14 protein-coding genes are annotated in these 14,178 nt (G+C 60.4%); 3 read left to right on the top strand and 11 right to left on the bottom strand.

Annotated elements, in window-relative coordinates; all coding sequences use genetic code 11:
- Nucleotides 1-10 precede the first annotated feature (10 nt).
- The 9 genes from D109_RS0125255 to pcaR form a co-directional block, all read right to left on the bottom strand.
- Nucleotides 11-1,375 carry a 3-carboxy-cis,cis-muconate cycloisomerase gene (locus D109_RS0125255; protein WP_017479337.1) on the bottom strand — a complete coding sequence of 455 codons (1,365 nt, stop codon included), beginning with the start codon at nt 1,373-1,375 and terminating at the stop codon, nt 11-13.
- 49 nt (nt 1,376-1,424) lie between these two features.
- Nucleotides 1,425-2,720, bottom strand: a complete 1,296-nt coding sequence (locus D109_RS0125260; RefSeq protein ID WP_017479338.1) for an MFS family transporter — start codon at nt 2,718-2,720, stop codon at nt 1,425-1,427.
- A 180-nt stretch (nt 2,721-2,900) separates the two neighbouring features.
- Nucleotides 2,901-3,467, bottom strand: a complete 567-nt coding sequence (pcaG, locus tag D109_RS0125265) for a protocatechuate 3,4-dioxygenase subunit alpha (RefSeq protein ID WP_017479339.1) — start codon at nt 3,465-3,467, stop codon at nt 2,901-2,903.
- 1 nt (nt 3,468) lies between these two features.
- Complete coding sequence (gene pcaH / locus D109_RS0125270) at nt 3,469-4,173, bottom strand: protocatechuate 3,4-dioxygenase subunit beta (protein ID WP_017479340.1); 705 nt, start codon at nt 4,171-4,173, stop codon at nt 3,469-3,471.
- 28 nt (nt 4,174-4,201) lie between these two features.
- Nucleotides 4,202-5,407, bottom strand: coding sequence for a 3-oxoadipyl-CoA thiolase (gene pcaF / locus D109_RS0125275; RefSeq protein WP_177070999.1), 1,206 nt, complete (start codon nt 5,405-5,407; stop codon nt 4,202-4,204).
- Nucleotides 5,404-6,186 carry a CoA-transferase subunit beta gene (locus D109_RS0125280; protein ID WP_177325539.1) on the bottom strand — a complete coding sequence of 261 codons (783 nt, stop codon included), beginning with the start codon at nt 6,184-6,186 and terminating at the stop codon, nt 5,404-5,406. Before D109_RS0125280 ends, pcaF begins: the two co-directional genes overlap by 4 nt.
- Entirely contained in the window at nt 6,183-7,040 is an 858-nt protein-coding gene (locus D109_RS0125285; protein WP_003219830.1) for a CoA transferase subunit A, read from the bottom strand. The genes D109_RS0125280 and D109_RS0125285 overlap by 4 nt, the downstream gene beginning before the upstream one ends.
- Nucleotides 7,041-7,188: 148 nt before the next feature.
- A complete protein-coding gene (locus tag D109_RS0125290) occupies nt 7,189-8,535 on the bottom strand; it encodes an MFS transporter (RefSeq protein WP_017479343.1) in 1,347 nt (448 codons plus the stop codon).
- A gap of 148 nt (nt 8,536-8,683) precedes the next feature.
- Nucleotides 8,684-9,526: a pca regulon transcriptional regulator PcaR gene (gene pcaR, locus D109_RS0125295; RefSeq protein ID WP_003219833.1), complete on the bottom strand. Its 843-nt coding sequence runs from the start codon at nt 9,524-9,526 to the stop codon at nt 8,684-8,686.
- A gap of 676 nt (nt 9,527-10,202) precedes the next feature.
- Here pcaR and D109_RS0125305 point away from each other — a divergent pair.
- Entirely contained in the window at nt 10,203-10,403 is a 201-nt protein-coding gene (locus D109_RS0125305; RefSeq protein ID WP_003219834.1) for a hypothetical protein, read from the top strand.
- A 311-nt stretch (nt 10,404-10,714) separates the two neighbouring features.
- Nucleotides 10,715-12,190, top strand: a complete 1,476-nt coding sequence (locus tag D109_RS0125310) for an inorganic phosphate transporter (protein WP_017479345.1) — start codon at nt 10,715-10,717, stop codon at nt 12,188-12,190.
- 483 nt (nt 12,191-12,673) lie between these two features.
- Here D109_RS0125310 and ccoM read toward each other — a convergent pair whose 3' ends face one another.
- Both ccoM and D109_RS1000000134675 read right to left on the bottom strand, forming a co-directional pair.
- Nucleotides 12,674-12,790, bottom strand: a complete 117-nt coding sequence (ccoM, locus tag D109_RS1000000135130; protein WP_010176679.1) for a cytochrome c oxidase subunit CcoM — start codon at nt 12,788-12,790, stop codon at nt 12,674-12,676.
- 143 nt (nt 12,791-12,933) lie between these two features.
- The gene (locus tag D109_RS1000000134675; RefSeq protein ID WP_003172386.1) at nt 12,934-13,095 is read right to left on the bottom strand and encodes a hypothetical protein; all 162 of its coding nucleotides are present in this window, start codon (nt 13,093-13,095) and stop codon (nt 12,934-12,936) included.
- A gap of 133 nt (nt 13,096-13,228) precedes the next feature.
- Between D109_RS1000000134675 and D109_RS0125330 the strand changes: the two genes are divergently transcribed.
- Nucleotides 13,229-14,101, top strand: coding sequence for a LysR substrate-binding domain-containing protein (locus tag D109_RS0125330; RefSeq protein ID WP_017479347.1), 873 nt, complete (start codon nt 13,229-13,231; stop codon nt 14,099-14,101).
- Nucleotides 14,102-14,178: the final 77 nt, after the last annotated feature.

Raw genomic sequence — 14,178 nt, forward strand, 5'->3', positions numbered from 1 at the left:
AGCAGCCTCCTCAGGCAGTCAAAGCAAAATGTTCGGCCACGGCCCGGGTAACCCAGGTGTGTGCCTGGCCCAGGTAGTGCGCCGGGTCCAGCAGGCGATCGAGTTCGGCCGCCGAAAGCTCGGCAGTCACTTGGGGTTCATCCCCCAGCACCGCCCGCAGGTGGCGCCCATCGGCGACGGCGCGTTTGCAGCACTGTTCCAGCAGATGGTGCGCGGTTTCGCGGCCCAGGCGTTGGGCGAGGACGATGCTGACCGCTTCAGCCAGTACCAGGCCTTGGGTCAGGTCCAGATTCTGGGCCATGCGCCCGGGGTCGACTTCCAGCCCTTCACTTACCAGCAGCGCCTGGTGCAACGCACCGGATACCAGCCGGCAAATTTCCGGCAAGGTTTCCCATTCGGCATGCCACAAGCCCAGGCTGCGTTCGTGCTCCTGGGGCATCGCGCTGAACATCGTCGCCACCAGGCCCGGCACGCGGGTGGCGGCACTGATCAGCACGGCGGCGCCCACCGGGTTGCGCTTGTGGGGCATGGTCGAAGAGCCGCCCTTGCCGGGAGCCGACGGTTCGAACACTTCCGCCGCTTCGGTCTGCATCAGCAGGCTGATGTCGCGGCCCAGCTTGCCGAGGCTGCCGGCGATCAAACCGAGCACCGAGGCAAACTCCACCAGACGATCGCGCTGGGTGTGCCAGGGTTGTTCCGGCAGGCCCAGTTGCAACTCCGCCGCCAGCGCTTGTGCCACCGGCATCGCCTGTTCGCCAAGGGCTGCCAGGGTTCCCGAAGCACCGCCAAATTGCAGCACCAGCAAACGCGGCTTGAGCTCACTCAGGCGCTGCCGACTGCGGGTGACCGCGCCTAGCCAGCCGGCGATCTTCATGCCCAGGGTGACCGGTGTTGCATGCTGCAACCAGGTGCGGCCAGCCAAGGGAGTTGTCCCATAGCGTTGGGCCTGCGCGGCCAGGATCTCGCCCAACCGTGCCAGGTCATGTTCGATCAGCTCGACGGCGCTACGCAGTTGCAGCACCAGGCCGGTGTCCATCACATCCTGGCTGGTAGCGCCCAGATGCACATAACGCTCGGCACCGGCATCTTCGCCGGCGATCAATTTGCCAAGGACCTTGACCAACGGAATCGCCGAATTGCCCGCCGTGGCAATTGCCTCGCCGAGGGCATCCACGTCGTAGAGAGAAGCCAGGCAGGCCTGGGCAATCGGCGCGACAGCCGCTTGCGGGATCAACCCGACCTGAGCCTCGGCCCGGGCCAGTGCCGCTTCGAAATCCAGCATGCCCTGCAAGCGCCCTTGGTCGCAAAACACTTCGGCCATGCTATTGGCAGTGAAGTAGGCGTCGAACAGTTGGTTGCTCGTGCGCATCGTCATAAAACATCCCTAGGTGGCGCATACCCGACAATGGGCATGCGCCAGCCGGTTACAGATCGTGGTGCAAGTACGCCGCCTCTTTGGGCAAGCGCAAGCTGAACAGGAACGCCACCGCCATCATCGCCGTGACGTACCAGTAGAAGGTGTTCTCCATGCCCATGGACTTGAGACCCAAGGCCACGTACTCCGCCGAACCACCGAAGATCGCGTTCGCCACCGCATACGCCAGGCCCACGCCCAATGCACGCACTTGTGGCGGGAACATCTCGGCTTTCACCAGGCCGCTGATGGAGGTGTAGAAGCTCACGATGGCCAGGGCCAGGGTGATCAACACAAAGGCCAGGAACGGACTGCTGACGGTTTTCAGGGTCAACAGGATCGGCACAGTGCACAGCGTGCCCAGGGCACCGAACCACAGCATCGAGTTACGGCGGCCAATTTTGTCCGCCAGCGCGCCGAACACCGGCTGCATGCACATGTAGAAGAACAGCGCGCCGGTCATGATGTAGCTGGCGGTCTTGGCGTGCATCCCGGCGGTGTTCACCAGGTACTTCTGCATGTAGGTGGTGAACGTGTAGAAAATCAGCGAACCGCCGGCGGTGTAACCGAGCACGGTGATAAACGCGGCCTTGTGATCGCGGAACAGCGCGGCAATGCTGCCGGCGTCCTTGTCTTCACGCATTTCCTTGCTGGTGGTTTCTTTCAGGGTACGACGCAGCAACAGCGAGATCACCGCCGCAATGGCGCCGATCACGAACGGAATCCGCCAGCCCCAGGCCCGCAGTTCATCTTCGGTGAGGATCTGTTGCAGGATCACCACCACCAACACCGCCAGCAGTTGCCCGCCGATCAGGGTCACGTACTGGAACGAGGCGAAGAAGCCGCGCTGGCCCTTGAGGGCCACTTCACTCATGTAGGTAGCGGTAGTGCCATATTCACCGCCTACCGACAGGCCCTGGAACAGCCGCGCGACCAGGAGCAAGGCCGGGGCCCAGGCGCCGATGTCTTTGTAGGTGGGCAAAAAGGCGATGACCAGGGAGCCGGCGCACATCATCAGCACCGAGATCATCATCGAATTCTTGCGACCGTGTTTATCCGCGACCCGGCCGAACAGCCAGCCGCCGATGGGGCGCATCAGGAAGCCGGCGGCGAACACACCGGCGGTGTTGAGCAGTTGCACGGTGGGGTCGTCCGACGGGAAAAACGCCGGGGCAAAATAGATGGCGCAGAAGGCATAGACGTAGAAGTCGAACCATTCGACGAGATTGCCGGAAGAGGCACCGACAATCGCAAAGATCCTTTTGCTGCGTTCTTCTCCGGTGTAATGGCTGGTTTTTGTTGTCATGTTTTTTCACTCAGTGGGAACGGTTATAGCCTAGACATACTTTGCAACAACCATGTTCCGCAAGCAGACTTTTGCATATTTGTTGCCTGGGCCGGCCTCATCGCGGGCAAGCCCGGCTCCCACATTTGGAATGCATTCCCCTGTGGGAGCTGGCTTGCCTGCGATAAATCCCCAGCCAACTCAATAATCGAAGAACACCGTCTCTTCGTCTGTGCCCTGCAAAATCACATTCCACTGATACACACCCGTCGCATCCGCCTTGGCGATCAACGTGCGCCGGCGTTCTTGCGGTACACACGCCAGCAGCGCGTCATCCCCATTCGCCGCCTCACCGTCAAAGTAAATCCGCGTCAGCAGGTGCTTCACCAACCCACGGGCAAACACCAGTACCACCAGATGCGGCGCCTGGGTCGTGCCCTTCAACCCCGGCACACTGCCCGGCTTGATGGTGGTAAACCTAAAACGCCCTTCGGCATCCACCGGCACCCGGCCAAAGCCTTCGAAGTTCGGGTCCACCGGCTTGTCCTGCTCATCTTCAGGATGGTCGTACTTGCCGGCCGCATTCGCCTGCCAGACTTCCAGCATGGCGTCGTTGACCACATCGCCGTTGCCATCCACCACCTGCCCGGTGATCGCCACGCGCTCACCGAGGGTTGCGGCAACGGTGAGGTCTTCGCGGTTCAGCCAGGTCAGGCCGATGTGGTAATACGGCCCGACGGTGTGGGAAGTAGTCGCGTTGAGGCTCATCTCATTTCTCCATCGGCGTGGCGTCGCGGCCGCGCAGGACGATGTCCCAGCGGTAGCCGAGGGCATAGTGCGGAATGGTTTTTTCCAGGTCGAAACTGGCGATCAGGCGTTCCTTGGCAGAGGTGTCCGGGACGCAGTTGTAGATCGGGTCGTACGCCAGCAACGGATCGCCGGGGAAGTACATCTGCGTCACCAATCGTGTCAGCACACTCGGGCCGAACAGCGAGAAGTGGATGTGCGCCGGGCGCCACGCGTTGTGGTGGTTGCCCCATGGGTAGGCGCCGGGCTTGATGGTCTGGAACTGGTACCAGCCGTCAGCGTCGGTGACGGTACGCCCGGTGCCGGTGAAGTTCGGGTCCAGCGGCGCGTCGTGCAGGTCGCGCTTGTGGTTGTAGCGGCCGGCGGCGTTGGCCTGCCAGATTTCCACGAGGATGCCAGGCACGGGCAAGCCGTTTTCATCCAGCACGCGCCCGTGAATGATGATGCGTTCGCCCTGGGGCTCGCCTTCATGCTGGGCGGTCAGGTCGTTGTCCTTCTCGTTGATGCGCTCGGCGCCGATGGTCGGGCCGGTGATTTCCGACAGGGAATGGGGCAGGAACACCAACGGCTTGGACGGCGAACGCAGGTTCGTCGACTGGTAGGCCGGGTGCAGGTAATCAGGCTGAGTACCCGCTTGCGGGCGCCGGTATCCGGGCTTGTCACTCATGGAGCAATCCTCTTTATTCTTGTGGGTCTCAAACACGTTCGATCGCCAGGGCCAGGCCTTGGCCAACACCGACACACATGGTCGCCAGGCCTTTGCTGCCGCCGGTTTTTTCCAACTGATGCAGGGCGGTCAGTACCAGGCGTGCGCCACTCATGCCCAGCGGATGGCCGAGGGCAATGGCGCCACCGTTCGGGTTGACCTGCGGTGCGTCGTCGGCAATCCCCAATTCTCGCAGCACGGCCAGGCCCTGGCTGGCGAAGGCTTCGTTGAGTTCGATCACATCAAAATCAGTGACCGCCAGGCCCAGGCGCTCCACCAGTTTGCGCACCGCCGGCACCGGGCCGATACCCATGACGCGAGGCGCCACCCCGGCGCTGGCCATGCCCAGCACACGAGCGCGGGCAGTCAGGCCATGTTTTTTGACGGCTTCCGCAGAGGCCAGGATCAGTGCTGCGGCGCCGTCGTTCACACCCGAGGCGTTGCCCGCGGTGACAGTCTTGTCAGGGCCGTTGACCGGCTTGAGTTTGGCCAGGGCCTCCAAAGTGGTATCGGCCCGCGGGTGCTCGTCGTGCTCGACCAGGGTTTCGCCTTTTTTATGGGCGACACGCACCGGCACGATTTCTTCAGCAAAAAAGCCGGCAGCCTGTGCAACAGCGGTACGTTGCTGGCTGCGCAGGGCGAAGGCGTCCTGATCGGCGCGGGAGACTTTGTAATCGTCGGCCACGTTGTCGGCGGTTTGCGGCATCGGATCGACGCCGTACTGGGCCTTCATCAACGGGTTGATGAAACGCCAGCCGATGGTGGTGTCTTCCAGCTTCATGTTGCGCGAGAACGCCGCATCAGCCTTGCCCATCACAAACGGTGCGCGGGACATCGACTCAACACCACCGGCAATCGCCAGCTCCATTTCGCCGCTGGCGATGGCGCGGAAAGCCGTGCCGATCGCGTCCATGCCCGAGGCGCACAGGCGGTTCAGGGTGACGCCGGGAATGCTTTCCGGAAGGCCCGCCAACAATGCTGCCATGCGCGCCACGTTGCGGTTGTCTTCGCCGGCCTGGTTGGCGCAGCCGAGGAACACTTCATCCACCGCGTTCCAGTCCACCGATGGGTTGCGTTCCATCAGCGCCTTGATCGGCAGTGCCGCCAGGTCATCGGCACGCACGGTGGACAAGCCACCGCCAAAACGGCCGATGGGGGTACGAATGGCGTCACAGATAAATACGTCGCGCATCAGGCTTCTCCAGGGGCTTGGCCGTGGGCCGCAGCAGTGCGTGCCTCAAGGTCGCGCAGGGCGGTCAGTTCAATCTCGGTAGGTTCGGCGCTGGTGGCCACCTGGTCGGCAAAACGAATCGCCCAACCGGTGGCGGCCACCACTTGCTCACGGGTTACGCCGGGGTGCAGGGCGGTGACGACAAACTCGTGGCTGCCCTCCTCCGGTTCCATGATGCACAGGTCGGTAATGATGCCTACCGGACCGGCGCCTGGCAGACCCAGGCGTTTACGTGAGTCGCCGCCTTCGCCGTGGCCAACCGAGGTGATGAAGTCCAGCTTGTCGACAAACGAACGCGCCGACTGCTTGAGGATGATCAGCACACTCTTGGCGGAGCCGGCGATCTCCGGCGCGCCACCGGCACCCGGCAGGCGCACTTTGGGCTGGTGATAGTCACCGACCACGGTGGTGTTGATGTTGCCGAAGCGGTCGACCTGGGCAGCACCGAGGAAGCCGACGTCAATGCGCCCGCCCTGCAGCCAGTAGCGAAAAATCTCACCGGTTGGCACCACGGTGTCAGCGGTTTCCGCCAGCTCGCCGTCGCCGATGGACAGCGGTAGCACGGATGGCTTGGCGCCAATCGGGCCGGACTCGTAGATCAGCACCACATCCGGCGACGACGTCAGGCGCGCCAGGTTGGCGGCCTTGGAAGGCAGGCCGATGCCGACGAAGCACACCGAACCGTTCTTCAGGCGGCGCGCGGCGGCGACAGTCATCATTTCATTGGTGGAGTAAGCCATTATTTGGCCTCCTGCGCGGTGGCCAGCTTGGCCTGGAATTCACTGAAGTTGGCGGTGCCGTGGATGTATTCGTTGATCCACGCAGTAAACGTCTCACGGTCCCGGGCGATCGGGTCCCAGGCCTGGTAGAAGCGGTTGTCACGCTCGGTGTAACCGTGGGCGTAGGACGGATGCGCGCCACCCGGCACATGACACACGGCAGTCAGGGCCCAGGTCGGCAGGACGCAGGCGTTCATCGGTGCATTGAGGTCATCGACGATTTCTTCGACGGTGACGATGCAGCGCTTGGCCGCCAGGGCGGCTTCTTTCTGCACGCCGAGAATGCCCCAGAGCAACACGTTGCCCTTACGGTCAGCCTTTTGTGCGTGGATCACGGTGATGTCCGGGCGCACCGATGGTACGGCGGCCAGCACTTCGCCGGTGAAGGGGCAGGTCACGGTCTTGATCAGCGGATTGACCTTGGGCAGGTCGGAACCGGCGTAGGCCCGCAGCACCGCGAATGGCAGGCCGGACGCACCGGCGACGTAGGCATTGGCCAGGTCGGCGTGGCTGTGTTCTTCGATCTCCAGGGGTTGCGGCCATTGCTTTTCAACCGCGTCCCGCAGGCGATGCAGGGAGCCCACGCCCGGGTTGCCGCCCCAGGAGAAAATCAGCTTGCGTGCACAGCCGGCACCGATCAACTGGTCGTAGATCAGGTCAGGCGTCATGCGCACCAGCGTCAGGTCTTTCTTGCCCTGACGAATGATTTCATGACCCGCCGCCGTAGGGATCAGGTGAGTAAAGCCTTCCAGTGCAACGGTGTCACCGTCATTCACGAACTGCTTTACTGCATCAGCCAGCGAAAGGATTTCAGCCATGGGGTTGGGCTCCCGGTATCGATCGAAAAAGGCGCTGGGGGCAGCGCCGAAGTGCTTGAAGATTAAGCTGGGGGTCGGGGCCAAACAATCCGATAATCGACTGAGTGTTCGATTATCGAACGGATTGTTGTCTTGCTATCGGTCCGCTTCAGGTGGCGTCCGCATGGCTGACCATGCCCTTGATCACCACCGCGGTGGTGGCCAATGCCGCTGGTATCACCAGGGCCGTCAGCACCTGTTCGAAGTTCCAGCCCAGGCCCAGCAAGGTTGCGCCCATCCATGCGCCGAGGATCGCGCCAAAACGGCCGATGCCGAGCATCCACGACACACCGGTGGCACGGCCCTGGGTCGGGTAGAAGCGTGCGGCCAACGACGGCATCGCCGATTGCGCACCGTTGACGCACATGCCAGCGATCAGCACCAGGGTCGCCAGCAGCGTGATATTGCCCAGGCTCTGCCCCACCGCGTAGGCAAACACCCCGGCCAGCAGATAGAAGGTGCCGATGACCTTGTGGGGATTGAACCGATCCATCGCCCAGCCCACGCCGACTGCGCTTAGCACGCCGCCGAACTGGAATAACGCACCGATAAATGCGGCCTGTTCCATGCTGGCGCCGCTGTCACGCATGAGGGTCGGCAGCCAACTGGTCAGCAGGTAAACAATCACCAGGCCCATGAAATAAGTCAGCCACAACAGCAAGGTGCCGGCGCTGTAGGTGCCCGAGAAGATCACCGCGAACACATTGCGCGCCTTGACGGTTTTTTGCTCGGGTACGCTGAAGCTTGAGGCTTGGGCGACGATGCTGGGTTCTATGGGCGCGAGGGTCTTGCGCACCTTGTCGGTGCCGCGATTGCGCACCACCAGGTAACGCGCCGACTCCGGCAGCCAGAACAGCAACACCACCGCGAGGATCAACGGCAAGATGCCGCCGATCATCAGCAGGCTGTGCCAGCCAAAGGCCGGGATCAACTTGGCCGAGATAAACCCGCCACCGGCCATGCCCAGGTTGAAGCCGCAGAACATACTGGTCACCAGCAGCGACTTATGGCGCTCCGGGGTGTATTCGGAGAGCAGCGTCGTGGCATTCGGCATGCCCGCGCCCAGGCCCAGGCCGGTGAGGAAACGCAGGATCAGCAGTTGATCGACGTTGCTGCTGTAGGCCGATGCCAGGCTGAAGGCACCAAACACCAATACCGCCCCCACCAGCACCACCTTGCGCCCGAAGCGGTCGGCGAGCGGGCCGGAGCCGAGGGCGCCAAAGACCATGCCGATCAACGCGGCGCTCATCACCGGGCCGAGGCTGGCGCGGTCGATGCCCCAGTCCTGGGACAGCGCCGGGGCAATAAAGCCCATGGCGGCCGTGTCGAGGCCGTCGAGGAAGACGATGAGAAAACACAGGATCACCACCCGCCACTGATACCGCGACAGCGGCTGGGCGTTGATGAAGGACTGAACGTCCAGGCAAGTACCGACAGCAGGTGAAGGCTGATTCATTATTTTTATTTCCACACCGATGGGCGGGCGAACGACCTTGAGTCGTCATTATTATTGGGGCCGCGCCCTGAAGCGCTGCCGCACATTAATAAGCCTTGGGAAACACCGTCAATTCATCCAGCCGGGATCTGTGCGGTCACCGAACAGCTTACGCAAACAGCTGGGCACTCAGTTCCTGGCTGGCGCTGAGCATGCTTGGCAGGAAACGCTGCTCCAGTTCACTGCGGCTGACCCGCCCGGCATGGGTGCTGACGTTCAGCGCGGCCAGCACCTGGCCGGAGGCGTCGTACACCGGCACGGCGATGGAACGCAGGCCCTGTTCCAGTTCCTGGTCGACAATGCACCAGCCTTGTTGCCGCACTTCCTGCAGGCATTCAAGCAAGGCTTGCGGGGTGGTGAGGGTGCGGCTGGTCTTGGTTTGCAGGTCGGCGTGGTCGAGGTAGTCCTGCAGCGAGGCGTCATCCAGCGCCGCCAGCAGGATACGGCCCATGGAGGTGCAATAGGCCGGCAAACGACCGCCCACCGACAGGTCGACGGAAATCAGGCGCTGGGTGGTAGCGGAACGGGCGATGTAGAGGATGTCGTCGCCTTCCAGGGTCGCCATGTTGCAGGCTTCGTGGAGTTGTTCGCTCATGCGGTCCAGGTAAGGCTGGGCCGAAACCGCCAGGGGCGTGGATGACAGATACGCGTGACCGAGGGTCAACACCTTGGGCAGCAGCGAATAGGTACGCCCGTCGGTGGTGGCGTAGCCGAGTTTGATCAGGGTATGCAGGCAACGGCGTACGGCGGCGCGGGGAATTTCCGTGCGGTGGCTGATCTGGGCGATGGTCAGGTGGCGCTTGCGCTCCTGGAACGCCTGCACCACGGCCAGGCCACGGGCCAGAGAGGTCATGAAGTCCGGATCACCGGTAAACGCCTGGATACGCTTGGCCGGTGACGCAACGATCGGCGGCGCCACTGATGCGAAGGAGTTGCGCAATTGATCGTTCATTTAGGATCCTTTCTCTTATTTTTAACCGCTGCGGGGGTGAGCGCTATTACAAGCCGCCGTGCAATTGATACACAAGGCAGCGAGGCCAACATTGGGCGATTATCGGACGATCATTCGATTATCGCAATTTTTCACTGCCGGCTGGTGTCGGGTCCGGATCGTCCACCAGGGTGGCTTCTCAAGCGACTTTCAGAATCGACTGATGTACGAGAGAAGTTAAGATTTATTTATCGCGTTTAGAAAGCTTCACCATTTATGACGCCAATAGTTCAGCAAGTACCTCACCTGCGCGCGTAACAAAACTCTCACACAAAGTTGACGATTTTTAACTTGATCGCGATAGTGTTATTCAAACGCGTCGCTATAATGCATCCTGTGTAGAGGCCAGTCGTCTCGCCCTCGAGGACGAACCTCACCCAGCCGTGTACCGGCTTTGTGCAAACTGCGCCGCAAGTACCTGACACTCATTTCAAATGCCTGCCAACTGCTTGTGGTTGTGAACAAGAAAACTGTTGCTACGACAGCTGTTCTTCTCCGGCATCGTGGCCGCGTGCAATAAAGAAGTGGTTTTTGCTGTATACCTTCACACGCTGATCTTTCGGGTTGATGGTATACCGGGGCGACTTCTCGGCATCGCGCTTCGCCGGAATCAAACTCAACTCAATTAGGTAACAATGTGACGAAAGACGAACTGCGCGCGGAACTTGAGCGCCAGGAACAACGTTACAAGGATGTTTACGGCGGGGAAGTCACCACCTACGCCGCCCAACCAGAACCTGAACGCAAGCCATGGCGCAAACGAGCCAGTCTGCTCGACCAGGCCTTTGCCCAGGAAATCCAAAAGATTGAACAGGACCTCAAAGCCGAAGAGCCATAAGCGATTCGGATTGAGCTTCCAGAGGTGCCATCTCTCTGCCAGTACCGCGCTGGCGGAGGGAAGCGCCTATATGGTGTCTTACCGAAATTTCATACAATTGTTTCAGATGCTTCCTTCCAGCGGTTTAAGCCGCACATTTAAAGCATCCTCCTTATAAATCAACCACTTGCCAAAGCCCCGAAAACACCGGGATGCGCCCCTCCCCGCCATTTTTTTTCGTTGAAGAATGTTACCGATGAGCAGCTAGTGCATTGATTACCGATGTTTTCTGGCATAATCGCGCCCCCTTACGACCGGGTCAGAAAACCTTCATGATCGATTTATTCAGCGGACTGGATGCTTGGGTTCTAGTGAGCCTGTTGCTCGCCCTGGCCTTTGTCCTCGCCTTCGAGTTCATCAATGGCTTTCATGACACCGCTAACGCGGTTGCCACAGTCATCTATACCAAAGCCATGCCTCCGCATCTGGCCGTGTTCTTCTCCGGGGTGTTCAACTTCCTCGGCGTGTTGCTCGGTGGTGTCGGTGTTGCATATGCCATCGTGCACTTGCTGCCGGTGGAGTTGCTGATCAATGTGAACACCGGCCACGGTCTGGCCATGGTCTTCTCATTATTGGCCGCGGCGATCACCTGGAACCTCGGCACCTGGTATTTCGGGATCCCGGCGTCCAGCTCCCACACCCTGATCGGTTCGATCCTCGGTGTCGGCCTGGCCAACGCCCTGATCAACGACATTCCCCTGGCTGACGGCGTGAACTGGCAGAAAGCAATCGATATCGGTGCCTCGCTGGTGTTCTCGCCGATGGCCGGCTTCGTGGTGGCAGCCCTGGTGCTGCTCGGCCTGAAGTGGTGGCGCCCACTGTCGAAGATGCACAAGACACCGGACCAGCGCCGCAAACTCGACGACAAGAAGCACCCGCCGTTCTGGAACCGCCTGGTACTGGTGATTTCGGCAATGGCCGTGAGCTTCGTGCACGGTTCCAACGATGGTCAGAAAGGTATTGGCCTGATCATGCTGGTGTTGATTGGTATTGTCCCGGCGCAGTTCGTACTGGACCTGGGCAGCACCACTTACCAGATCGAGCGTACCCGCGACGCCACGCTGCACTTGAATCAGTTCTACCAGCGTAATCACGAAACCCTCGGCGAGTTCCTCGCCCTGGGCAAGAGTGTGAAAGACGATTTGCCGGGCAAGTTCCAGTGCAATCCGCAACAGACCGAACCGACCATCACCGCCCTGCTGGATACATTGAAGGGGGTCTCTGACTACCATTCGCTGACCGCCGAGCACCGCATTGAAGTGCGTCGTTATCTGTTGTGCCTGGATGACACCGCGAAGAAGGTGGGCAAGTTGCCTGGCCTGGAAGCGCGTGAGAAGTCGGACCTGGACAAGTTGCGCAAGGATCTGACGGCTACTACCGAATATGCACCGTTCTGGGTGATCCTGGCGGTAGCGCTGGCCCTGGGCCTGGGCACTATGGTGGGCTGGAAGCGTGTGGTGTTGACCATTGGTGAGAAGATCGGCAAACAAGGGATGACGTATGCCCAGGGCATGTCGGCGCAGATCACCACGGCCAGCATGATTGGCCTGGCTAACATCTTTAGCCTGCCGGTATCCACGACCCATGTGTTGTCTTCGGGTGTGGCCGGGACCATGGTGGCGAACAAGAGTGGGCTGCAAGGCGGCACCGTGAAGACCATTTTGATGGCTTGGGTGCTGACGCTGCCAGCGACTGTGGGCCTTTCGGCCGGGTTGTTCTGGTTGGCTTCCAAGGCTTTGGGTAGCTGACAGATCTTTGGCTTGTGAAGAAGGTGCGACCTGTGAGGGTCGTGCCTTTTTTTGTGGCTGGGGTTTGGGTGTATATCCGTTATTTGGGTGATGGCTGATATGGGTTCCGCTCTCACAGCGGCCTACCGGCCGGCTTGAGTGTGGTGAAGCAAAAGCAACAGCAAAATCAGAAGCGGGCACGGTCAAATGTGGGAGCGGGCTTGCTCGCGAAGGTCGTTAACGATGACGCTGGCATCCTGATTCAACGCGGCGCCCTCTGGTTCTTCGCGAGCAGGCCCGCTCCCACATAAAAGCAGCTCTGCTTTCACTCTTAACACTCGAGCCGGCCTTTTGTAAAAAAGTGACTGGCTGCAAGAGCGAAACCCTAAGTGGCCGTTACCTAAATAACGGATACACACCCACATCCACCACTAAATCCAAAACAAAAAAAAGGCGACCGAAGTCGCCCAAAATGCCTTGCGTGCTCATGTATCCCGAAAAGACCTAAGGCTTCTTACGCTTATTAGCGTCTTTCCAGATAAAAATTCCAAACCCTACAAAGAACATCACCATGAGGCCAACCGTCAGCACTCCGGCAAATACCACATTATCGAAAAACATGACCGGCCTCCTGCACTTGCCCTGTTGCGATAGGGCTAAGTTAACCAAGAAGACGAAAGAAGAAATTGACGAGGATCAATGTCGCCCGCGACGGGGCGTAAAGAAGGGAAATAACTGACCTGCATCAACTGATGCAGGCTATATCAACGCTTTTTCGGTTTGTTTTTCGGCTTTTTCTTGGCCTTACCCAACGGCATCGCCTGCTCAAACGCCTGGCGCACTTCATTCAGTCGTTTGTCATTCAGATCATGGACACGTTTGGCCCGTTCGGCATTCAGGTCTATCAGTTTGTCATCGTCACTCATGGCTTGGCTTACGTAATGGCTTGGATGCCCCAATAATGCGTCCTGCGCCAATCCCACGTAAACAAAATCGGTGTCATCCCGCGCATTTGCCCGCAAAATCACCCCATCCCAACCCTCACACAGAGCGTTCGACGTGGCACTGCACAAGGACCTTCCCCCACTCCTGGCCCTGCGCGCCTTTGAAGCCGTGGCCCGGCATCTGAGTTTTATCAAGGCTGCCGCCGAACTGTCGGTGACCCAAAGCGCCCTCAGCCATCAAGTGCAGAAACTCGAACAGCATCTGGGCAAGCCTCTATTTATCCGACGCACCCGCGCCATCGATCTGACCGAAGACGGCCAACACTACTACGACCAAATCCGCCCCGCCCTCGACGTCATCGCCGCCGCTACCCGCCAGCAACAAACGCCACCCGCCACCACCGTGCTGCGCGTCGGCCTGCTCGCCTCGTTCGCCACCTTGTGGCTGGCGCCGCGCCTGGCCGGGTTTCTTAGCCGCTACCCGCACATCCAGGTGGAGTTGGTACCCGCGATTCAACTGGCAGATGTCGCCGCCGCCGAGGTCGACCTGGCGATTCGCTACGGCAAGGGTGACTGGGCCGACGTGCAGGCCACCCGCTTGATGAGCGAAACCCTGTCACCGGTGTGCAGCCCGGCGTTCAAGGCCAGCCAACTGGAGAACGGCCCCCTGCTGATGGCCACCTCGCACCGCCCTTTCGAGTGGACCGACTGGTCCCGGCATTACCAGATGGATGTGGAGCACTACCCCAAGGCACTGTTGCACGACTACAACATCGTGGTCGAAGCCGCCGTCGCCGGCCAGGGCATCGCCATGGGCCGCCACCGCCTGATCGAGCGCAAGTTGAAGGACGGCTCATTGGTGGAAGCCTTCGACCAGCCGCCCTACCAGAGCGAGATCGGTTACTGGCTGATCACCCCGCAAGGCGATACCAGCCAAGCGGCCACCTGTTTCAGTGAATGGCTGCGGGAAATCTGTGCTGACGCATAAGTTATTTAGATACGTCGAGTGAGATCTATCCGTTTGTCTGCCAAAACCACGCCGCCCATGCTGAAGACTCTTCTCAA

This window comes from Pseudomonas sp. PAMC 26793 (assembly GCF_000313235.1).
Lineage (GTDB): Bacteria > Pseudomonadota > Gammaproteobacteria > Pseudomonadales > Pseudomonadaceae > Aquipseudomonas > Aquipseudomonas yamanorum.